The organism is Mycobacterium sp. 3-98 (assembly GCF_035918355.1).
Lineage (GTDB): Bacteria > Actinomycetota > Actinomycetes > Mycobacteriales > Mycobacteriaceae > Mycobacterium > Mycobacterium intracellulare.
In genome coordinates this window covers 3,807,372-3,828,216 of record NZ_CP142360.1, presented here as the reverse complement: position 1 = coordinate 3,828,216, position 20,845 = coordinate 3,807,372, and the positions used below count along the sequence as shown (strand labels likewise).

Below are 20,845 nucleotides of genomic sequence, written 5' to 3'. Positions count from 1 at the left end.
TAGCCGGCTAGCGACCGCGATTCGTGCCCGCCTGCTGGCAAACCCATCCATCGGGTATGCGGCCCGTGACGACGAACCGGGTGAGCTGCGCGCTCGTCGGCGCCGGCAAATCGTAGTCGGCGTGCAGATACACCACCGGCTCCTCTTTGAAGTTGTGCCCGTGCAGTTGGTCCAGCAGCTGGTTGCAGGTGGCGTCGAGCAGTGGACCGCCTGTCCGGTCGGCGAGCAGTCGTGTCAGGGCTTCCATCGTCCGCCATAGCTCGCCGTGTTCACGCATCATCACGAAGACGGGCATCATGATCCCCGCCTTGCGGATCGGCGGGAACAGGAAGGTCTCCTCCAGGTAGATGTGCCGGCGCAGCGCGTCCATCGTCGCCCTCAGCAGCTCGGGTTGCCGGTCGCCGCCGTCGAGCTTTCCGACGAAACATTCGATCGCAGCGCCTATTTCGCGGTGTTGCCGCATGAGTTCGGCGGATAACACCCGGTCGGGCATCACGTGCTCCTCTACGTCAATGTGCAGATCGGGGCGGGCCAGTTCGCAGAAGGTGGCGGGTCAAGCCGGTGGTGTTGCCGGCGACGAGGCAAGGTTCGGTTCCCGTTGCCCGACAGCGAGTCCCTGCTGTAAGCCCCCGATGAGCTGCTGTCGCTGGGCGGGGGCGCCGGCAGGGCTGGTCTGTGCGCAGCTGCAGCTGAGGCCGCCAAAGGGATTGGGGCCGTCGTCACCCGGATCCGGGTCGGCGCCGGCGTGTATCGGCGTCGACGCCCCGAGCGCCACGATGACCGCGGCGCACATCGCCGCGTTTGTCAGGAGCGCCAAAGGTTTTCGGTTCGGCGGCCGGTGCGCAGACCGGTGTGGTGTGGGTGTGTCCATTGCGATTTCCTTCGGATTCGACGAGCTTGCGCCTCCCGTGACGGGCTGCGGACGGGGGCGCTGCATCATCCGGCCACCGGCGAATGCGGGATGAGCGAGACACGCAAACCGACGCGCTGAACCGCACCCTCGGACTCGCGACCGACCATGCCGCCCAGGGGCAGCTTGGACACGGTCGGGCCGGGGGCCGGCGCCGCGGCCCATCCGCCCGGCATGGCGCTGGAGTGGAGGGCCTGCAGGGGCGTGACCGACGAAACGGTGGCGGCCCAACTCGGGGGCACGGACAACGTGCTCAGCGAGCTGGCTTGGCCCACGCCCGCCGCAACTCCGTGACCCAATCCCGCGACCGGCGGGAGATTGCCCAGACCCGCGGCGGCGCCCATACCGCTGATGCCCTCCACGCCGCCGGCGCCCTCGGCCCCCAAAATGGAACCGGCGCCCGCGTAGTCCAGCGCCAACCCCTGGTAGTCCAAACCGAGCCCCTGGTAATCCAAATCGAGCCCGTAGAGGTCTATGCCGATTCCTCCGGTGTCGGCGATCAGGCCTGCGCCGTCGGCGCCGAAACCCGCCGCCTCGCCCGCCAGCGCGCCCGTACCGCCGTCGAGCGCCGGCGCGGCGGCGAGTGTGGAGGCCAGTCCCGTCGCGGCGCCCGCGCCCGTGCTCGCGCTCTTCGTCGCGCCCTTGCCGGAGGCGTTGGTCAGACCCGACAGCGCGCTGAGCGGGGCGGTGGCCCCCGACGATCCCAGCGAAGCGCCCGTGCCCATCGCCGCCTGCGACAGCCCCGTGCTCGAGGACGAGCCGGGTGTCGAAAGGCCTTGCAGGGTTTGCGGCACCGAGGAGGCCCACTGTGTCGCCGTCGCGTGGGCGGTGCTGCCGGATTGCAGCGCCGCGTGGGTGACGGCGCCGATGTGGCCGGCGACGGCGGTCGAAGTCGCCGTTTGGGGCGGCGGCGACGCCACGGGCGAAAGCGCCGAGGCCGACGCCGAACTGGCGGCGTAGCCGTACATCGCGGTCGCGTCTTGCGCCCACATTTCGCTGTACTCGGCTTCGGTCGCCATGATCGCCGGCGTGTTCTGTCCAAAGATGTTCGTTTGGATCAGCGCCAGCAGCCGAATGCGATTGGCCGCGACCAGCGGAGGGGGGACCGTCATCGCGTATGCGGTTTCGAAGGCCGCCGCGGCGGCCGTGGCCTGGGCGGCGGCCTGCTGGCATTGCTCGGCCGTCGCCGTCATCCACGCGATGTAGGGCATGACCGCGGCCACCATCGACATCGACGCCGGTCCCGACCAGGACTCGTCGGTGAGGACGGCGATCACGGCTTGGTAGCTGCCGGCGGCATCAGTCAGCTCGGCCGCCAGCGTCTCCCATCCCGCCGCGGCGGCCAGCAAACTTGCGGGACCGGGCCCCAAATACATCCGACCAGAGTTGATCTCCGGTGGTAACGCGCCAAAATCCATGCCTATCTCTGTCCCTTGTCAGTTCTCTGGGCGGACCGTCCTGACGCCGCGGCGGTCGCACACGACATCCGGTCACGCAATCGATGTGGTGATGAAAAGCCCAAGTGCCCAACGCATCACGCGACGCGACCTGGTGAGCCCGCATTACCTGGGCTCGTTGGATTGACCTCGCCATTGCGCGAATTGGCACACCTGTTTCCCGGCAGCGCACCGGGGTGTGTGTGATGACCACAACGCATCTGCTGAACGGCCCAGACGCGCCGATCAGCAGATGCCGGGGGCACCGGAGCTGATCGCGGCTAGCGTCTGATCCGCCGCGGGTGGGTATTGCGCGCCGGCGAGGTGACGCGCCCGATCAGCAACGGGCGACGCAGAGCTGAATCAAAATATTGTGCCCGGCGGGACTGGACGCCGGCGCGCGTGCCGGCGTATCGACGCGCTGCTGGGACCAAATTATGCCGAGGGTGGGTGGGGCCGACGATCCGGATTGCCGAGGCGTGGAAAGAGCGAAAGTGCTTCCACGATCACGCTTTAACGCGACGCTCTTGAACGCCTTGTCGTCGTTCACCGTGGATCCGACGCTGAGGCGACGTACCGGAACCGACTCGTGGTCGGAGTGCACGGGGTTGGAAAGCGGGCTGACCGACGAGGCGGCCGCCTCCGGCGGCGAGGCGTTGGCGGCCATTTCGGCTCGCAAAGCCCCGCAACCGAGTACAGCTGCAATGAGCGCCAGCGCAGCAACGATGGCCAACGCGGGTTGCCGTCGCGGCCACCGTGAAAGCAGTCCAACTCCGAAATTCACAGTGCCATGCACTCTACCAGCCGCGATACATCGACAGGCAACGCGTCACGTCCAGCAAAACCCGATCGGGCGCCCTCGTCAGACCATCCGTGGTCCGCCGAAACCCGGAACCGCGCCCACCGGGATCAGTGCCAGCGCGATGACGAGAAGGATGAACAGCCGCACCGTCTTTGGTGTAGGTCGCCGATCGATCTCGGGCCTGCGCGCCGCGAAAAGGAGGAAGACGATCGCGAAGTCGAACGCTACGATCGTCAGCCAACGGGTCCAGTCGAACCCGGTCAGAAAGACCGGAATGACCAGCAGCAGGCCGGCGATTACCCAGGCAGTTCGCCCGCGCAAGGCGTCGACGAACGCGCGCAGCGGGACGCCCGAAAGGGCGCTGAGACCCCACACCGTCACCGCGGCGGCACCGGCGCCGAAGAGCACTGAGACGGTGAGGCCGAGTGCGCCGATGTGGCCGACGGTTCGGATTGCGTCCGCGATTCCGTTGGCGTAGTTGGGCATCACATTGCGGCACACCCAGTCGTGATAATCGGTTTGGCTCGGTTGTCCCGCAAGCACGTAGTGCATCAGCGTCGCGGGCGATGTGACCGTGGCAAAGGGGTTGGGCACCGGGTGATGTGGCACCGCCGCGCACAGTTGAGGGGCGATGTCGTGGCGACCGAACGCCGCCACGGCAGCCGTGGTGAGGACTCCCGGCAGCACGGCCAGGAGCATGCCACGGCGCCAGGTGGTTTCCAGGGCCCGGCCGAGGACGATGATTGCCAGGAATGCCCCCAATGCGAACTGCAGCCCTACCGCCTCGTGCACCAGCGTCAAGGCGGCGATGACGGCGCCGTAGGCGGCGCACCATACAGTCGCGGCGGGCCGGGATCGTGTGAGCGCCAACGCCGAGCTGAACGCCGCGAGGGCCGCCCCACCGAACAGGTCCGGCCGAGCCGAGAACGCCGCGAACGGGACACCGAATGGCAACAGCGGCAACACCGCCGCGAGCATCAGTCTGCGTTCAGACCGATGGCGACCCGAGACCACCACACCGGCAACCGTTGCCAGCCCGCCCAAATAGACCAGCGTGGACAGCCAGCGCAGACTGAGCGTGGCCGCGAAGTAGTGGTTCGGGGCCAGCCGGACCAGTTCACCGGCGAGCCCGCGGCGGACGAAGCCATGCGTGTAGTCGGCCGTGTAATACGACATCCAGTACACGTCGAGGGGAACGACCTTGATCGCGAACCACAGCACGGCCGCCGCCCACGCCGCGATCGCGACGGCGACACCCACGTGAATGCGACGCGCGCGTTGATCGGCCTCGAGGGCGAGGTCCTCCACCGTCACGACCCGTCCCCATAGACCGTGGTGGCGGACAAACGCAGGTCGGCCAGCGCGTCGCATGCGAGCTCGCTCGTGGCCGCGGTGATGGGGTGGGCGGCGCTGTGGTAGCCGACGATGGTGAGAAACCGGCTGCCGTTGACCGTTCCTGTGCCGCAGAACAATTGGCCGTGTATTTGCTCGATGCGCGACCGGGTGATGCCCTGCTCGGCCAGCCGCATCGAGAACTCGGTGGCGTCCGCACCGTCGATGCGGCCGACGGCGACATCGAGGCTGCCGAGGTTTGAGCAGCCCACCGGCAGCTGGCCGGCCGACATGGCGATGCCTTCGGCGCGACGGACCAGCCATCGTGGCGTGAACGGAATGAGTGGCAATCCGGCGAGCATCTCGTTGGGTTGGCGAGCCAAAGACGCCAACAGCTCTTTGACATCCGCACGCACGCCGCTCAAGTCGCCAGCCACGGTGTGGGCGTCGACGGTGAGCGTGATCGAGGTCAGCGCGTTGGCGCGGTCGTCATCGGCGGTGCGATCGCTGACCGGAAGCACCACCGTCACGGAGTTTTCGCCGGGGAGCACCCTGCCCATCCGGTGCGCCAGGCGAGCGGCGAACGCGACGCACAGCGTGTTGCTGCTCCCGCCGAGGCTGCGCGCACGTGCCTCCCATGCCGCGGCGTCGGTTTGAATCGTCACCGACCCGAATCCGTTCTGGCGCTGGCCTATTGGGCCGGACGCCCGAGGTGCGCGCGTTTGCGGCTGAGCCTGTCGATCCGCCGAGGCCTTGGCCAGTATCGCCAGCGTCGCGATCAGCGCCCGGACGGCCGCCGGCAGGCTGAGAACGGCGTGGGACAGGTCCTCACGAATCGCGCGCCACCGGCCACGCGAATTCGGCTGTGGGTAGCCGCGATTGAGCGGTTCTCCCTTGACCGCTTCGGTGACGGCCGCTGCCATCGCGAGGCCGTCGACAACGCAGTGTGACGCCACCAGGGTGACCGCCGCCCCACCGTCGTCCAACGGCAGCACGCCGAGGTGAAATGTCGGCCCGTGCTCGGGGTCGACGCGCACCCGCGCGCGTCTTTCGATCCACGCGCCGATCTCGCTCCGTGGGCGCGGCGGTTCGCACGCGATGTCCGGTGAGCGGCTGTCGGCCACCCAGCGATGGCGCCCGAACGGCAGCGGCGAACGCTCGATCCGGCGCCCGAGCAGACCGGCACCGAGACTGTCTCTGAAGGACCGCAATTCGTCGATATCGACGGCGCGGTCATAGACCCATGTGCATTGCACCGTGCTCCCTTGACCGGTGGCGCGCAGCCGCAGAAACGCGGCCTGGTCCAACAGTGCCAGCCTCGTCACTAGCACCCCGCCTCGGCCGCGGCGCGATATCCGCGCACCGCCACCGGCGCGAACACCGCGACCAGGACGCCGGCCCACAGGGCGGCCTGCCACAGCGGCGAGAGCACCGGCCCGCCCTCTGCGAGCGCGCGCATCGCCTCGATCGTCGGTGATATGGGCGAAAAACGGACCACCGGTTGCAGCCAGCCCGGAAAGACCCCGGCGGGCGCGACACCGGTGTTGAGGAACAGCAGCAGCACGCATCCCGCACCCAGCCAGGTCACCATGGCTTTGCCGTCCGCGCGGGCGGCGATCGCGATCACCAACGTCGCCATCCCGGCCGAAATCGCCACGGGCACCAGCACAAAGGCCAGCGCCGCGATCCAGCCGTAGCTGAATCGCAGCCCCAGGGCGACACCGAAGATGGTGAGCACAACGGCGGACGCGGTGGTGCGGGCGGCCTCGGCGACCAGCCGGCCCGCCACCGTGCTGGCCCGATGCACCGGCTGCACCCACAACCTCGTCAGTACGCCCGACTCTCGTTCCGCCGGCAAAGCCAAACCGGCACCAAGGGTTCCGAACACGGCGCCCACCACCGCACACATGGGAACCAGCCCGTACAGGCTGTCGTGTCCGGTGACGGCCAGAACGGCTTTGCCGATCAGCAATTTGTAGACGATGAGGAGGAAGGCCGGGAACAGCAGGGCCTGCACCGCGACGATCGGGTCGCGCCGCCAGCGGCGCAGGAGCCGGCCGGCCTCCGAAGCGCTGTGGCTGACGAAGGCCGTCAGTGACGGTGCATACGAAACCCGTTGCGTCGCACAACTAGCCACTGCGCCCCGCGACGGCGGCGCGGACGCATCCCGCGCCTGTCGAGCGCCCTGAGACGGGATCCGGACCGTGCGGGGCGCGCGGGGGCGTCCGCCGCCGACGCGTCGCTGCATCCGCACCGCCAAAACGCCGAACAACGGCAGCAGCCCCAGGCACCACGCCGATGCCGCCGCCAGATCCCTACCCGTTGCGTGACCGGCGGCGAGTCCGCGCAACGTGTCGGTGACCCGGGAGACCGGCTGATGACGGACGAACGGGCCCAGCCAGGCCGGAAACGACTCCGCGGGAGCGATACCCGTGGACAACAGGACCAGCACCAGCTGGGGCAGCAGCAGCAATTGGCTCGACGATTCGACGGAGCCGACCCGCGAGCCGAGGGCGTCGGCGCCGAGGCACACCGCCATCGCGAACGCCACGACGATGATCACGAACAGGCCCGTGTCGCCCGGACCGCCGGCCATCCGGAAGCCGAACGACCACCCGACGGCGACAGCGGCGACGAGCGCGACGACCGAGCGTATCAAGCAATAGAGCATCCGCGCGGCCAGCGGCACCGCCGCGGGAACCGGCAAAGTCTTGAGACGAGACCCGAAGCCGGAGAGCCGGTCTCGTGCGGCACGGTCGGCGGTCGTCATCGCCCCGAACAGCATCGCCTGCACGATGACCACGGGGAGGACATATTGCGGATAGGTCATCGAGCCGGGATGGATCAGGCTGCCCAACACCAAGGTGAATCCCAGGAAGCAGCCCACGGGCGCCAGCGCCGCGAACAGCAGGTCGGCATCGCGCCGGGAGCCGGATAGTGTGCGCAAGGTGAGTGCCGCCAAGGCACTCATGCCGAGACCTCGGTCGGCGGAGACAATTCCGCGTCACGCATCGGTGTTCAGCCCGGCGTCGGCCACCCGGGTGAACTCGGCGCGCATCGTCTCGACGTAGCGGGAGACCGACCTACGCGCGACGTCGGTGCCGGGGTAAGCGACCACCAGCTGCGTTTTGTCGTGCATGCGATTGACCCACATGCACACCGTCTCCGACAGCCTGTTGTCGCCCCACACCCCGGCACGCAGACCGTCGAAGTAGTCGCCGAACGGCAACTTGCGAATATCGATGTACGACAGCATCGGGACCGGACGGTCCGGAACCTCGATGGGGCCTGACGATCCGTCCGGCGACTCGAGCAAGTGGTAGTACGGCACGGCACCCAGGGCCGTGTTTGCATCGAACGATGCCTGGGCGGCGCTGACGACCTCGTCGAACGAAGCGCCGGCGGTCGGAATTGCCAACGGGACAAAACTGGCCAACCATCCGACCGCGGTGGCGTGGGCGGGATCCCGCCGGTTGTCGAATGGGGTGAGGCCGAAATACGTTGCGGCGCCCGTCAACCGGTGCTCGGTCAGGGCGGCGCAGGCGAACACGCCACCGCTGAAACGCGCGCCCGCGGCGCGGCACGCCGCTTCGAACCGCCGTCCCTGGTCGTCATCGATCAGGTCGAACACGTCGATGGCCCCCGGGGTATCGGCGGCCGCCTCGCCAAGTTCCAGCGGAAATTTCGGCAGCGCTCCGTTGTTCGCCGCGAGAAAGGCTCGCCACGAACGGATCTCGGGTGACTCTTCGGTCAGGCCCCTGGTGTACGCATGCTGATTCGCGCTGTATTCGCGATGGCTGGCGGCGGGTGCCAGCGGACACTGTGCCTGCTGCAACGCGCTGAAGTACATCGTCTGGATGTCGAGGAAGATCACCCCGGCCGACATCCCGTCGGCGCGCAGGTGGTCGACGGCGATCAGGACCGTGAACCGGTCATCACCCTGGATGACGCCGAAGGTGAAGCAGTCCCATTGCAGGGGATCGGGCGTGTCGAGCAGGAGTTTGCGGATCTGCGGCGGTCCCATCTTTCCGAGATCCGTTGGCGCCAAAGTGATGACCTCCGGCTCGGCAATGACGTAGCGAAGGACCTCGTCGTCGTCACCGAAGGCGAACCGGTCGTGGTAGGTGTCGTGTCGCCGCAGGTGCGCATTCACGGCGTAGGTCATCGCATCGATATCACAGACACCGCTGATTTCCCAGGCCCCAATGCACAACCGTGGGATATCACGACCCCGGCTGACCTGGCGTCGGTAGTATCGAAGATGCTGCGACTGCTGATAACTCACCGGCGCCTGATGGTATTGCGCTTCGGCAACACGCCGGTAGGTGGTCGCGGTGGGGTACCAGGATACGACGGTGCCCTCGGCCGTCCAGTCCTCAACCGTTCCCAAGAACATGCGCTACCTTTCGTCCGTCAGCTGGTGACGCCAGTTCGGATGACCTTAATGGCACAGCGCATGAGTTGCTGAACAAGTTGAGGACCCGAGGAGCCCCGTTACGCGGGCCTCCCGATCGCCGCACCGCCGGATGCGTCGACCAATGCGCGCGAGGGAATAAGTTCACCGTGATGTGAGTTGGCGATCCGCATGTTGTCAAGCGGCGCAAAGTCATGACCCGCCGGCGCACCCGCGGCGCAATCATAGAATTCCCCTCTCGGGCCCGAGCAATCTCTCAGGAACTTCTGACAACCCATGGTGTGCCCGTGTGAGGTAGTCAACGACAGGGAGCCGAATTAAATCGCGCGGTTAACACAGAACCGTTGGCCGAACAAGCATTTCTCTCGACGCGATGACCCAATCTGTCGATTCCCACCCACAGAGCGGCGCTGTCTCGGCGAGGCCACCCGAGACGATGCTGGGCCTGCCGAAACGGCGCTTCGGTTACCATATCGTGATGTATGGCCGTATTGGAATAGTGTCAGCAAAACCTTTCTTGCACCGGTGAGTCGGGCAAACAATCACACGATCCGCATAAGTTCCGCGGCGCTGCATCACATGCTCCCGTTGATGCGAAGCCTCGCATGGGATTCGGGCCGATTCCCGACTCCGGCAGCAAACTGCGGCCAACTGGGAATCCGGTCAATAGGGGGCGTCGAGGGCTTCCTCACATCTGAGAACGCATCGTTCCCCTATGCCCCTCAAGGCATTCGACGAGCCCAGGCCCAGGTCGTTTTGGCAGCGCACTGACACTTTGACGGCTTTGGCGCCGGGTTACGCGCAGACAAACAGCCCGGGATCATCGATGATGGTTCGGACACTCCCTCGTTCCCCTCCCGCGAGATTCGTACAGAAGGGACGTTGACGATGCCCGATGAGCTCCGGGGGCCGGCCAGGTTGTTCGATGCCCTGACCACCAAGGGCACCGCCTTCACCGAGGACGAGCGACGCCGATTGGGCCTGATGGGTCTGCTGCCGACGACGGTCAAGACCCTCGAGCAACAGGCCGAGCACTGCTGGCACGAATTCTCCACGCGCCGCGACGATCTCGACAAACACATCTATCTGCGGGCGTTGCAGGACCGCAACGAGACGTTGTTCTACCGGGTTTTGCTCGACCACATCCCCGAGGCTCTGCCGATCGTCTACACGCCCACGGTGGGGGAGGCCTGTCAGCGTTTCAGCGAGATCTACCGCCGGCCGCGGGGATTGTTCGTGTCCTACGCCGAGGGGGAGTGCCTGGACGAGGTGCTCAACAATCGGCCCCAGCGCGAGGTCGACGTGATCGTGGTGACCGACGGGCAGCGGATCCTCGGCCTGGGCGATCAGGGCATCGGCGGCATGGGCATCCCGATCGGAAAGCTATCCCTCTACACCCTCATTGGCGGCATCGACCCCGCTCGCACACTGCCGATCGTGCTCGATGTGGGAACCGACAACAGCGAACTGCTTGATGACCCTCGGTACCTGGGATGGCGGCACCGACGCGTCGACGACGACGATTACTACGCGTTCATCGACAAGTTCGTCGCCGCGGTACGCAGGCAGCTACCCCATGTGCTGCTGCAGTGGGAGGACTTCGCGTCCACACATGCGCAGCCGATCCTCGCTCGCTACCGCGACGAACTCCTTACCTTCAATGACGACATCCAGGGGACCGCCGCCGTCACCGTTGGGGCGCTGCACGGTGCCGCCAAGGTCGCGGGACGCCCCCTGTCGCAGCAACAGGTTGTCATGCTCGGCGCCGGCTCGGCCGGCATCGGTGTGCTCGACATGATTCGCCGCCAAATGGTGAACGAGGGATTGTCCGAAGGCGCTGCCTCGGAGCGCATCTGGGTCGTCGACGTGGAAGGGCTCCTCACCGATGACCGCACCGATCTGTCCGCCGCGCAGCGCGGGTTTGCCCAGCCGGCCGCCCGGGTGGCGGGCTGGGGCGTGTCCGGGCGCGCCCGGCTCGCCGATGTCGTCCACCGTGTCGACGTCGGCGTGCTGCTCGGCTTGTCCACCGCCGCGGGCGCGTTCACCGAAGCGATCGTGCGGGAACTCGCGGGCAAGACCGACCGACCGATCATCTTCCCGCTGTCCAACCCGACGAGCCGGGCCGAGGCGCACCCGGCGGAGTTGGATCGGTGGACCGACGGGCGTGCCCTGATCGCCACCGGATCGCCGTTCGCGCCCCTGCGCCGCGACGGGGTGGAACGCCCTGTCGCCCAATGCAATAACGTCTATATTTTCCCGGCGATGGGTTTGGCCGTCACAGCTGCCCAGGCGACCCGGGTCACTGACGAGATGATGCGCGTCGCCGCGGAGACGTTGGGCGAGGCGTCGCCCGCCCTCGCGGACCCCGACCGGCCGTTGCTGCCCGCGTGGTCGGACGTGCCCGATGTCGCCGTCCGCATCGCGCACGCGGTCGCCATGCAGGCCGTGGTGGACGGCGTCGCCCCGACGCGCGGCGACGCGGAGCTCGCCGACCGTATCGCCGAGGTGCGTTGGCGCCCGGAATATCCCACCGCCGTGAGTCAGTGAACACCGGCCGTCAGTAGACGTCGCGCACGTACCGGTGATTCTTGATCAGCTCGTTGACATAGGCGTGGGCGGCCTCGGCCTCCATCGCGCCGGCGTGGGCCACCAGCGCTCGCAACGCCTCGTCGACGTCCTTGGCCATTCGCTCGGCGTCGCCACACACGTACACGTGCGCACCCTCTTCGAGCCAGCCGAAGATTTCCGCGGCGTTCTCCCACATGCGGTGCTGCACATACTGTTTCGTGGCATCCTTGTTGTCGCGGGAGAACGCCAGGTCGAGTCGCGTGAGCACGCCCGATTCCCGGAAGCCGTGCAGCTCGTCGGCGTAGAGGAAGTCCAGCGCCCGATTCCGCGCGCCGAAGAACAGCCACGCCCGACCCGGCGCCCCGGTCGCCTGCCGTTCCTGCAGAAAGCCGCGGAACGGCGCAATGCCGGTCCCCGGACCGACCATGATGATCGGGACGTCAGCGCCGGGCAGGCGGAAGGTGTGATTCGGTCGCAGGTGCACGCGTGCCGTCTCGCTGCGGTCGGCCAGGAAGGTCGAGGCCACCCCGCCATACCGGCGCCCACGGGCGGTGTACCGCACCGTCGCCACCGTCAAATGCGCGCGATCGGGATGGACCACCGGGCTCGATGCGATCGAATAGTCACGGAATTGCAAGGGACGCAAGGTGTCCACGAGTTCGTCCACACTCAGCTCGCCCAGCCTGATCAGGTCGAGCACGTCCCTGCCGTACAACCACGTGCCGGGCTTCGCGGTTCCGTCACCGGCGAGGGCGGCGACCGCGTCGGCATCCCCGGCGCGCGATGCCACCAGCGCCCGCAGCGCCCGCGACGGAGCCCGAATATCCAGGTGGTGGGTCAGCAGGACGCCGAGCGGCTCGTCGTAGCCGGCCACCGCATGGTCGGGGCCCGCATCGAGTTCGGCGAGCACTGCGTCGACCAAGTCGGGGTCGTTGGCGACATGCACCGCGATCGAATCGCCGGCGCTGTAGGCGATTCCGGCGCCGGTGAGGTCCAACTCGTAGTGACGAACCTCCTTCTCCGAACCCGGCGCGCTGAGCAGCCGGTTCACGACTATCGGTGCCTCGAAACGTTGATGGTGATCCCGGCTCGGCGGGGGAGGAGCGGCCGTTGCCTCCTTGGCAACCGTCGCGACACGCGGTCCCGCATGAGCGCGGTCGGCGGCCAGCAGCTTGACCAGGTCGCCCGTCCACGCCGTCGCGAGTTGCTGGTAGGCGCCGTCCACATCGACACGCGCGGTCAGCCTGACCGCTCCCAGCGCTTGCAGGCGCTCGTCGAGGAGCCGGCCGGCATTGCAGAACAGTTCGTAACTGCTGTCGCCGAGCGCCAGCACGGCGAACTTCAAATGGTCGAGCCGGTCGGCGCTTTCGGCGCTGATCGCCTCCCAGAACAACGCGGCGCTGTCGGGGAACTCGCCGTCGCCGAACGTCGAGGTGACCACGATGAAATGGCTCGCCGATTGCAGGTCGGCGATTTCGACCTGGTTGAGTTCCACCGCTTCCGATTCGATGCCCATGGCTTCCTGGACGGCCTCGGCGAACGACATGGCCGCGTCTTCGGCGTTACCCATGTCGGTGCCGTAGCCCACGATCAGTGAAAACTTCGGTTGGGCGGTCATGGTCGCTTCCTCTGTGTGCGCGGACCTGTGTCGCTGACCGGGCGGGAGCACCGCCCGACCCAGGCCTAGCATAGGGTAGCCTAACCTAACTGACACGGAGGTTGCTCACATGCGCACCGCGATTCACCATCCGCTGATATCGGGGATGGACATCCGCCGGGAGCTTCCGGTGCATGAGTCCAGCCGTCGCCTGCGCGCACTCTTTCCCGGGTGTCCCTTGGTGTATGGCATCGCCGTGCTCGACGATGTCTCGCGACAGCGCTGGTGGCCTCTCGATTCACAGCGGACCGACGCGTTGCTGCGGGCGATGTTCGACGATGCGGCGAAAAACATCGGTCCCCACGCCGCCACGCGGCAACTGGTGGCCAGCCTCATCCACGAGATCATCGGTCGGATGCTGCCGCTGGTGCTGCTGGAAGGAAGAGCCTGGGACGTCGGCCTGGAGAATCTCTGGCTGCACCGCGATCGCGACGGTGCAATCGATTGGGCCGCGGTGGTGGACCCCACGCTGCGCGTGCTGCCCGACGATCCCTGCGCGGCCGCGCGCAGTGGCGATGCCTTCGGGCGGCGCCCGCGCCGAGAAGGCGTGCTCACGCTGCCGAACGAAGCGGCACTGGCGATTTGGGTGGCGCATCGCTGCCACCGAAGTCTGTCGCGGCTGTTCGACTCCGTGCACGCAATCAGCAACGGCGCCGTCGCGGTCACGGCGATGTGGCACATCGTGGGGTCGGCGATCATCGGGGTGGCCGCCCAGATCCCGCGCCCGGCGCCCGTGGACGACCATGTGATCACCCGCCGAAGCCAGGCCATCCTCGATGCGATGGTCGGATTCGGGCTGCCGGTACGCCGATCACGCCGCGCGACAGCGCCTTTGGTCGCCGCACACGCCGGCTCAATCTGACACGGGCGGCCCCCTACGAATGCGGGAAGGCCGACGTCTTTGGCCGGTCGATACCAACTTCGATGTTCGCCTTGCATCACATACATACCGTGTGTATGTTAATACATACTGTATGTATGCGGAGGTGGGATCATGAGTGCCGTGCTCGAGGCCATAGCGAAAGAACGTAGGACCGTTTTGGAGCTTTGCTCGCAGATGCCGGATTCGATGTGGGCCAAGGACAGTGGGTGTTCGGGTTGGTCGGTGCAGGATCTCGTGTCCCATATGGCGTGCAGCTTCTGGTTGGCGGTCGACCCATCGGCCCTGCCCGATCCCGGCGATTTGCCGGCCGAGCGCGCGGCGGACATCTATGTCGAGTCGCGACGCTCGATGACCCCCCAAGAGGTCGTGGCCGATTACGAATCGGTGAGCGCGCGGGGTCTAGAGGTGCTCGCCGCCATCGAAGGTCAGGACGTCGACATTCCGATCGGCGATGTCGGCACCTATCCGGCGTCGGTCGTGCCGACAACCTTCGTCTTCGAAGCCTTCGTCCACATCCGGTACGACCTTTTTTCTCCGGGTGGGCCGCTGCAAGGTGCACCGCCGCCCGTCGACCAGCTACGGCTCGCGCCCACCCTCGACTGGATCGAAGCGGCCCTGCCGCAGCAGAACACGAGTCTGCTCAACGAGTTACAGACAGGCGTGGAGCTTCGCCTCGACGGCCTGTGCGCTCGGATCCTCCGCATCGGCGACCACGACGATGTCGCCGCGCACATCACGTCTGATTCGCAAGCTTTCGTGCGGTGGGTTACCCAGCGCGGTACCTGGGAAAGCTTGGGCGTTCAGGCCGAGGGGGATCCATCGACTCTGAACATGATTCGCCGGCTCAGGGTGTTTTGAGTCCACCGCCGACCTCGACGCTACGCCGTCGGGCGGGGCATCCCACGACCTCCGCGCGGTATGTATGAGAATGCACACGTGAGAGGCGGGGATTGATGGCGAAGGGCGGTCGTCGCACACAGGCAGAGCGCGCGGCCGGCACGCGTGAAGCGCTGGTCGCTGCCGCCCGGCCGTTGTTTGCGTCGTTGGGGTTTGCCGACGCATCCCTGGAAACGATCGTTCGCAACGCGGGGGTGACCCGCGGCGCCCTGTATCACCATTTCGCCGACAAGACAGAGCTATTCGCGGCGGTGTTCGAGCAGGTGGAGGGGGAGATGGCCGCCCGAATGGGAGACGCCGTCGCGGCCGCGGGGCACGGCGATCCCGTCGAGATCATGCGGCTGTGCGCCGCCCTGTGGTTGGACGCGTGCGCCGATCCCGAGATTCAACGCATCGTTTTGCTCGAGGCGCTGGCGGTGCTGGGATGGGAACGCTGGAGCGCCATCGGGCACCGGTACAACATCGGATTCGTCACGGCGCTGCTGACCGAGGCCATTGAGTCGGGCAGCATCCCGCGCCAGCCGATCGAGGCGACGGCCCTGACGATCATGGGGGCGCTGCGCGAAGCGACGCTCTACATCGCGCGTGCGGACGATTACCACCAGGCGCGGGCGGACGCCGGCGTGGTGATGGACAGACTCCTTAGCGCGTTGCGCACCAACGCGATTGGCTAATCTGTCGCCACGTGCGGCGGGTCGTAGATGACCAGGAAAACGAGTTCGTCAGAACCGACGTTTTTCAGACTGTGCACGACATTGGCGGGCACCTTGACGAAGGTGCCCGCCTTGGTCTCCCAGCAATGCTCGCCCAGCTGAACAAGGCCGGCCCCGCGCAGGAAACAGAAAGCATGGTTGTAATCGTGATGATGCGGCGAGGATCCCCCGCCGGGGCCGAACTTCGTCAACTGCGCACTGAAACGTGTGGAGTAGTTATCGCCGGCCAGCTCGTCACTGACCCAGAAACTCGGTCCCAGGCCGGTCTCGTGCCAGACGATCTCCTCGGGCGCGATGACATTCTGTAACACGTTGTGGCTCATGGGATTCTCCTTCGCAGCGAAAGCCTTGGTGCCCGGCATCGTCACGCGGCAATGCTGCCGCCGCCATCGGCGCGAATGATCTGACCGGTGATATAGCCGGCGTCCTCGTCCAGCAATGCGCAGATGGCGTGCGCGATCTCGCGCGGTGCGCCAAGCCGGCGCAGCGGAATGGTTTGCAAAAGACGCGCTTCGCGCTCGGATCCGGCCGGACTGAGCTCGCGGTACATCTCGGTTTCGATCGGCCCGGGCGCCACCGCGTTGACCGTGATGCCGGACTGCGCGAGCTCTCCCGCCCAGATCCGCGTGCACGCTTCCAGCGCCCCTTTGGTGGCGGCGTAGGGCGTGCGCTCCGCGGTGCCCAGTGTCGTCATGCTCGTGACATTGACGATGCGGCCCCACCCGGCCGACAGCATCCCGGGCAGCACCGCTTGCACGACCTGCACCGCGGTGCGCACGTTCAGGTCGTAGGTGGTGAACAGGTCATCCAACTCGATCGAACCGATCCGGCCGAACCGCGCGACGCCGACGTTGTTGACCACGGCGTCGACGCGCCCATCCCGCAGGGCTCGCTCGAGTACCGCGTCGGTGGCGGCGCGGTCGGTGAGGTCCACCGCGTAGAACTCACCCGGGAAGTCGTCCGGCCTGGCGCGCGCGAGGCCAACCGGCATGTCGCCCGACACCGCGAGACGGTCGGCGACGGCCCGGCCGATTCCCTTCGACGCCCCGGTGATCAGCACTCGCTTTGCGGTCATGGTGTCCTCCTTGGCACGTATTTCATGATTACTTAAACGTTTTGGAAAGCCAATCAGACATAACGTTGTTGATATGGCTGATGACTTTGGCCTTATGGAGGACGGATGACGACGTTGTCGCAGCTCAAGACGTTTATTGCGGTGGTCGACCAGGGCGGCTTCACGGCGGCGAGCCGACGGCTGGGGCTCTCGCAGCCGGCCGTCAGCCGCACGGTCGCCACCCTCGAAAGGGAATTGGGGTTGCCGCTGTTCATGCGCCGCCGGGATGGCCTCGCGTTGACCGAAGCCGGAGCCGTTGCGCTGACGCATGCGCGGGAAGCGGTGCGGCAGTTGACGTTGATGCGCACCGAAGTCGCCGGATTGGCGGGCGACATCACCGGGACGCTGAGTCTGGCCAGTCTGCCGACAGCGACCGCCACGCTCATCGCGCCGCAACTAAGGACCTTCGCCCGGCGGCATCCGGCCGTCACCATTCGGCTGCTGGAGGGGAGCAAGGAAGAAATCTTGGACTGGCTCGACCAAGGCGCCGCCGAAGCCGGTGTGGTCAGCTTGCCGAGCAAGGGCCTCGACGCGGCGGCACTCGGCGTGCAAGAAATGGTCGCGGTGGTGCCGGCCGACAGCCGGCTGGCGGCCAAGGACATCGTCACCTACGCCGACCTGGCCAAGGAGCCTTTTGTTCGCGGCACCGGCGGCTGCGCCGATGTGTTCATGCCGATTGCGCGGCGGCAGGGCATCGAATTCGACCTGGCCTTCGAAGCCCGCGAGATCGGGGCGACGCTCGAAATCGTGCGAGCCGGGTTGGGCGTGAGCATCCTGCCCAGCGCCGGCCTCCCCGAGCTGCCCGGTGTCGTAGTGCGGCCGCTGTTGCCCCTGACCGAACGGCGTCTGGGCATCGCGGTGTCCGCGAGTGCGTCGGCGCCCGCACGGGCTTTTCTCGACCAGATCGCCGCACTCGATGTGGATTAGGCTCGGTGACAACGGCTTTGCGGTCGCACATGGCTTCACGCCTGTCTGGGGCCCTCGGATGCCGTAACGGGCTGTCAAGTGGTCGAGCCCCACGTGGTATGTTCGCCGTCGTGAACATCGGCGTGCGCGCGTATTGGCGCTTTATCGAGGCTCCGGGCGGAGCCGGCGATGAGGCGTCTGGTTGACGCACCCGCACGACTGAGACCCGGAGCCCAGCAGTGACCACACGGTCGCTGCTTTTCGCTTTTCAGGGCATCGGGAACCAGCGGCGTGCCCTGGCAGCCAACACAGAAAGACACACCCACCATGTCCCTCACCGACGTCACCACAGCTGTCGACACGTCCGACCATCGGATCGTCTCGTTCCGAGAACTCTCGGCTCCGGCCGCGATTCGCACCGAACTGCCACTGACACCCGCGCGCGCCGAGGCCGTCCAGCGCGACCGCGACGAGGTGTCGGCGATCCTGGCCGGCCACGACGACCGCCTGCTACTCGTGGTCGGCCCGTGCTCGGTGCACGATCCGGCCGCCGCGCTCGACTACGCACACAGGCTCGCCCCGCTTGCGACCCGGTACGCCGAACGGCTGAAGATCGTGATGCGGGTCTACTTCGAAAAGCCGCGCACCACCGTCGGGTGGAAGGGGCTCATCAACGACCCCGCCATGGACGGCAGCTTCGACGTGGAACGTGGGATCCGCACCGCACGAGGGTTGCTGCTCGACATCATCGACGTCGGCCTCCCGGTGGGCTGCGAATTCTTGGAGCCCACCAGCCCGCAGTACATCGCCGACGCCGTCGCCTGGGGCGCCATCGGCGCGCGGACCACCGAGTCGCAGGTGCACCGCCAGTTGGCATCGGGGCTGTCGATGCCGATCGGATTCAAGAACGGCACCGATGGCAACATCCAAGTCGCCATCGACGGCGTCAAAGCTGCGGCGGCGCCCCACCATTTCTTCGGGACCGACGACGTGGGCCGCGCGGCCGTCGTCGAGACCATGGGCAATCCCGACTGCCACGTGATCCTGCGGGGCGGTACCGCCGGCCCGAATTACGATGCGGCCTCGGTGGTCACGGCCATCGAACGGCTGCGCAAGGTCGGGCTGTCCGAGCTGGTCATGATCGACTGCTCACACGCCAACTCCGCCAAAGACCACGTGCGACAGGCGGAGGTCGCCGCCGAGGTGAGCACGCGCATCGCGGCGGGCGAGCGCGGCATCGCCGGCCTGATGCTGGAGAGCTTTTTGGTGGCCGGCGCCCAATCGCTCAGCGGCGAACTGACATACGGCCAATCCGTCACCGACGCCTGCATGGACTTCGCGACCACGGCGGAATTGCTGGCGAAGCTTTACGCGGCGATGGGTGATCGCGGGTAGGTGGCCCTGAGGCGGACAGGGCCGCGCCGAGTGTGGGGCCTAGGCACGGATTTGGTTCATTTTTCGTCCATACACTCGGTGAACCCAGCGCCCTTGCAAACCAACTAGTGATCGCGGCTACCATACGCACGGCGTGGTGCTAGCGCGCCGAAATCTGGCCGGCGATCGCCTTTTTGTCGATCTTGCCGATCGGCGTGGTGGGCAGCGTGGTCATCGGAACCAAGACGTCGGGACGCGCGTGCGCGGCCACGCCACGCCCGTCGAGGTAGCCGTTAAGCTCCGCGAGCGATAGCTCAGGGCCGTTGAAAACGATTGCCGCACAGATCTTCTCGCCCAGATAAGGGTCGGGGAGCGCCACCGCGGCCGCCGAGAAGATCGCCGGGTGGCTGTGCATCTGCTCCTCGAGGTCCGCCGCGGAGATGGTTTCGCCGCCGCGGCAGATGACGTCTTTGACGCGGCCGGTGACCACGACGTAGCCGTCGTCGGTGATCCGGACCAGGTCACCGCTGCGGAAGAAACCTTGCGCGTCAAAGCAGCGCTCGTTGTCGCGCTCGGCGCGAAAGTAGCCGTTGAACGTGTAGGGTCCGCGGACCAGCAATTCGCCTTCCTCGCCGGGGGGCATGGGCTCACCGGCCGCATTGACGACGCGCAGTTCGTCGGCGGCGGACAACGGCCGGCCCTGCGTGTGCTCGGTGAGTTCGGGCGGATCGTCGGGGCGCGTGTAGTTCAGCAGCCCCTCGGCCATCCCGAACACCTGCTGCAGGCCCGGCGTCAAGGCGGTGCGCACCAGGCGGGCGTCCTCGGGCTCCAGCTTGGCGCCACCGACTTGTAAGAGCCGCAAGGTTTTTGGAGTCACCGGTTCCCACTCGCAGGCCTGCGCCCACAGTTTGGCCAGGGCCGGCACCAGGGCGGTGACCGTGACGCCGTGGCGGTCGATGGCGGCGAAGGCCGCCTCGGGGCTGGGATCGGTGCCGAAGACGGTGGTGGCGCCCACCGTCATCGCGCCGAGCAGGCCGGGACAGGCGAGGGGAAAATTGTGACCGGCCGACAGCACCGCCAGATAGACGTCATCGCAGGTGAGCCGGCAGAGTTCGGCGCTGGCCGTCGCGTTGAACACGTAATCGTCGTGGGTGCGGGGGATGAGCTTGGGTGTGCCCGTGGTCCCGCCGGAAACCAGAAGCAGCGCAGGCGATCCCGGGTCGGCCGAGGACGGCGGGCCGGGCGCCTGCTCGCACAACTGCGCCCACGAGGTGAACGGCCCCGGATCGCCGTCGACGATGACGTGCCGCAGCGTTGGGTGTTCCTCGATGAGGCCGAGCGCCATCGTGCGATAGTCGAAACCCGCCGCGGTATCGGCGATCAACAGACCGGTGGCCGCGCTGACCGCGGCGAAATGCCCGAGCTCGGCGGCCCGGTGTCCCGGCAGGCACATCACCGGGACCGCCCCCGCCCGCAGCAACCCGAACAAGGCCACCGCGAACTGGCAGCTGTTCGGCAACTGCAGCAGCACCCGGTCGCCCGGCGCGATACCCAGTGCCCGCAGGCCGCCGGCCGCGCGGTTAGCCTGGTCGTCGAGGTCCGCATAACTGAAGCCGGTACCGCCCACGGCGTCGCGCACCGCGGTTCGATCGGGCCACTGCCGAGCCGCGTCGGTCAGGATCGTGTCCAGCGTCCGTCCCGCCCAATAGCCGGCCGCCCGATAGGCGGCGGCGCGATCAGCGGGGAAGGGCACGAACCCGTCGAGGACTCCGGCCGGCGGCGTTGTGTTCGGGGTCATGGCTCCTTAGACGGGGGCTTAGTAGCGGGGATGCACGGAGT

The 20,845-nt window shown here is 67.1% G+C and carries 16 protein-coding genes; 6 read left to right on the top strand and 10 right to left on the bottom strand.

What is annotated here, in order from left to right:
• Positions 1-7: 7 nt before the first annotated feature.
• From QGN30_RS17995 to QGN30_RS17970, 6 genes are all read right to left on the bottom strand, one after another.
• Positions 8-493, bottom strand: a complete 486-nt coding sequence (locus QGN30_RS17995; protein WP_014379778.1) for a hemerythrin domain-containing protein — start codon at positions 491-493, stop codon at positions 8-10.
• Positions 494-936: 443 nt separating this feature from the next.
• Complete coding sequence (locus tag QGN30_RS17990) at positions 937-2,328, bottom strand: PPE family protein (RefSeq protein WP_014384367.1); 1,392 nt, start codon at positions 2,326-2,328, stop codon at positions 937-939.
• A gap of 880 nt (positions 2,329-3,208) precedes the next feature.
• Positions 3,209-4,462, bottom strand: a complete 1,254-nt coding sequence (locus QGN30_RS17985; protein WP_095562596.1) for a hypothetical protein — start codon at positions 4,460-4,462, stop codon at positions 3,209-3,211.
• Positions 4,459-5,805 (bottom strand): wax ester/triacylglycerol synthase family O-acyltransferase, encoded by a 1,347-nt coding sequence (locus tag QGN30_RS17980; protein WP_248923599.1) that lies wholly within the window; start codon positions 5,803-5,805, stop codon positions 4,459-4,461. The genes QGN30_RS17985 and QGN30_RS17980 overlap by 4 nt, the downstream gene beginning before the upstream one ends.
• On the bottom strand, positions 5,805-7,451 hold the full coding sequence (locus QGN30_RS17975) for an ABC transporter permease (RefSeq protein ID WP_225330879.1): 1,647 nt from the start codon (positions 7,449-7,451) through the stop codon (positions 5,805-5,807). The genes QGN30_RS17980 and QGN30_RS17975 overlap by 1 nt, the downstream gene beginning before the upstream one ends.
• Before the next feature lie 33 nt (positions 7,452-7,484).
• Positions 7,485-8,876, bottom strand: a complete 1,392-nt coding sequence (locus QGN30_RS17970; protein ID WP_225330880.1) for a condensation domain-containing protein — start codon at positions 8,874-8,876, stop codon at positions 7,485-7,487.
• Positions 8,877-9,782: 906 nt separating this feature from the next.
• On the opposite strand from QGN30_RS17970, the gene QGN30_RS17965 reads away from it, so the two are divergent.
• On the top strand, positions 9,783-11,441 hold the full coding sequence (locus tag QGN30_RS17965; protein WP_225330881.1) for an NAD-dependent malic enzyme: 1,659 nt from the start codon (positions 9,783-9,785) through the stop codon (positions 11,439-11,441).
• 10 nt (positions 11,442-11,451) lie between these two features.
• Here the strand turns inward: QGN30_RS17965 and QGN30_RS17960 are convergent, their stop codons facing one another.
• Positions 11,452-13,080 carry a diflavin oxidoreductase gene (locus QGN30_RS17960; protein ID WP_225330882.1) on the bottom strand — a complete coding sequence of 543 codons (1,629 nt, stop codon included), beginning with the start codon at positions 13,078-13,080 and terminating at the stop codon, positions 11,452-11,454.
• Positions 13,081-13,189: 109 nt separating this feature from the next.
• Between QGN30_RS17960 and QGN30_RS17955 the strand changes: the two genes are divergently transcribed.
• From QGN30_RS17955 to QGN30_RS17945, 3 genes are all read left to right on the top strand, one after another.
• A complete protein-coding gene (locus QGN30_RS17955) occupies positions 13,190-13,981 on the top strand; it encodes an iron reductase (RefSeq protein ID WP_201408171.1) in 792 nt (263 codons plus the stop codon).
• A gap of 195 nt (positions 13,982-14,176) precedes the next feature.
• The gene (locus tag QGN30_RS17950) at positions 14,177-14,860 is read left to right on the top strand and encodes a maleylpyruvate isomerase family mycothiol-dependent enzyme (protein ID WP_038535828.1); all 684 of its coding nucleotides are present in this window, start codon (positions 14,177-14,179) and stop codon (positions 14,858-14,860) included.
• Between the two features lie 95 nt (positions 14,861-14,955).
• A complete protein-coding gene (locus QGN30_RS17945; protein WP_009955693.1) occupies positions 14,956-15,573 on the top strand; it encodes a TetR/AcrR family transcriptional regulator in 618 nt (205 codons plus the stop codon).
• Here QGN30_RS17945 and QGN30_RS17940 read toward each other — a convergent pair.
• Both QGN30_RS17940 and QGN30_RS17935 read right to left on the bottom strand, forming a co-directional pair.
• Positions 15,570-15,935: a cupin domain-containing protein gene (locus QGN30_RS17940; protein WP_225330884.1), complete on the bottom strand. Its 366-nt coding sequence runs from the start codon at positions 15,933-15,935 to the stop codon at positions 15,570-15,572. The genes QGN30_RS17945 and QGN30_RS17940 overlap by 4 nt on opposite strands.
• A gap of 41 nt (positions 15,936-15,976) precedes the next feature.
• The gene (locus QGN30_RS17935; protein ID WP_009976223.1) at positions 15,977-16,687 is read right to left on the bottom strand and encodes an SDR family oxidoreductase; all 711 of its coding nucleotides are present in this window, start codon (positions 16,685-16,687) and stop codon (positions 15,977-15,979) included.
• Between the two features lie 105 nt (positions 16,688-16,792).
• Here QGN30_RS17935 and QGN30_RS17930 point away from each other — a divergent pair, with 105 nt between their 5' ends.
• Positions 16,793-17,653, top strand: a complete 861-nt coding sequence (locus QGN30_RS17930; RefSeq protein WP_014382291.1) for a LysR family transcriptional regulator — start codon at positions 16,793-16,795, stop codon at positions 17,651-17,653.
• Positions 17,654-17,959: 306 nt separating this feature from the next.
• On the top strand, positions 17,960-19,027 hold the full coding sequence (locus tag QGN30_RS17925; RefSeq protein WP_248923601.1) for a 3-deoxy-7-phosphoheptulonate synthase: 1,068 nt from the start codon (positions 17,960-17,962) through the stop codon (positions 19,025-19,027).
• A gap of 139 nt (positions 19,028-19,166) precedes the next feature.
• Here QGN30_RS17925 and QGN30_RS17920 read toward each other — a convergent pair whose 3' ends face one another.
• Positions 19,167-20,804 (bottom strand): (2,3-dihydroxybenzoyl)adenylate synthase, encoded by a 1,638-nt coding sequence (locus tag QGN30_RS17920; protein ID WP_014384379.1) that lies wholly within the window; start codon positions 20,802-20,804, stop codon positions 19,167-19,169.
• Between the last annotated feature and the right edge of the window lie 41 nt (positions 20,805-20,845).

Excerpts from the sequence above, each read along its gene's own strand:
- QGN30_RS17995 (WP_014379778.1), bottom strand. The coding sequence starts at position 493 with ATGCCCGACCGGGTGTTATCCGCCGAACTCATGCGGCAACACCGCGAA.
- QGN30_RS17990 (WP_014384367.1), bottom strand. The coding sequence starts at position 2,328 with ATGGATTTTGGCGCGTTACCACCGGAGATCAACTCTGGTCGGATGTAT.
- QGN30_RS17975 (WP_225330879.1), bottom strand. The coding sequence starts at position 7,451 with ATGAGTGCCTTGGCGGCACTCACCTTGCGCACACTATCCGGCTCCCGG.
- QGN30_RS17970 (WP_225330880.1), bottom strand. The coding sequence starts at position 8,876 with ATGTTCTTGGGAACGGTTGAGGACTGGACGGCCGAGGGCACCGTCGTA.
- QGN30_RS17965 (WP_225330881.1), top strand. The coding sequence starts at position 9,783 with ATGCCCGATGAGCTCCGGGGGCCGGCCAGGTTGTTCGATGCCCTGACC.
- QGN30_RS17960 (WP_225330882.1), bottom strand. The coding sequence starts at position 13,080 with ATGACCGCCCAACCGAAGTTTTCACTGATCGTGGGCTACGGCACCGAC.
- QGN30_RS17955 (WP_201408171.1), top strand. The coding sequence starts at position 13,190 with ATGCGCACCGCGATTCACCATCCGCTGATATCGGGGATGGACATCCGC.
- QGN30_RS17950 (WP_038535828.1), top strand. The coding sequence starts at position 14,177 with ATGCCGGATTCGATGTGGGCCAAGGACAGTGGGTGTTCGGGTTGGTCG.
- QGN30_RS17945 (WP_009955693.1), top strand. The coding sequence starts at position 14,956 with ATGGCGAAGGGCGGTCGTCGCACACAGGCAGAGCGCGCGGCCGGCACG.
- QGN30_RS17940 (WP_225330884.1), bottom strand. The coding sequence starts at position 15,935 with ATGAGCCACAACGTGTTACAGAATGTCATCGCGCCCGAGGAGATCGTC.
- QGN30_RS17935 (WP_009976223.1), bottom strand. The coding sequence starts at position 16,687 with ATGACCGCAAAGCGAGTGCTGATCACCGGGGCGTCGAAGGGAATCGGC.
- QGN30_RS17930 (WP_014382291.1), top strand. The coding sequence starts at position 16,793 with ATGACGACGTTGTCGCAGCTCAAGACGTTTATTGCGGTGGTCGACCAG.
- QGN30_RS17925 (WP_248923601.1), top strand. The coding sequence starts at position 17,960 with ATGTCCCTCACCGACGTCACCACAGCTGTCGACACGTCCGACCATCGG.
- QGN30_RS17920 (WP_014384379.1), bottom strand. The coding sequence starts at position 20,804 with ATGACCCCGAACACAACGCCGCCGGCCGGAGTCCTCGACGGGTTCGTG.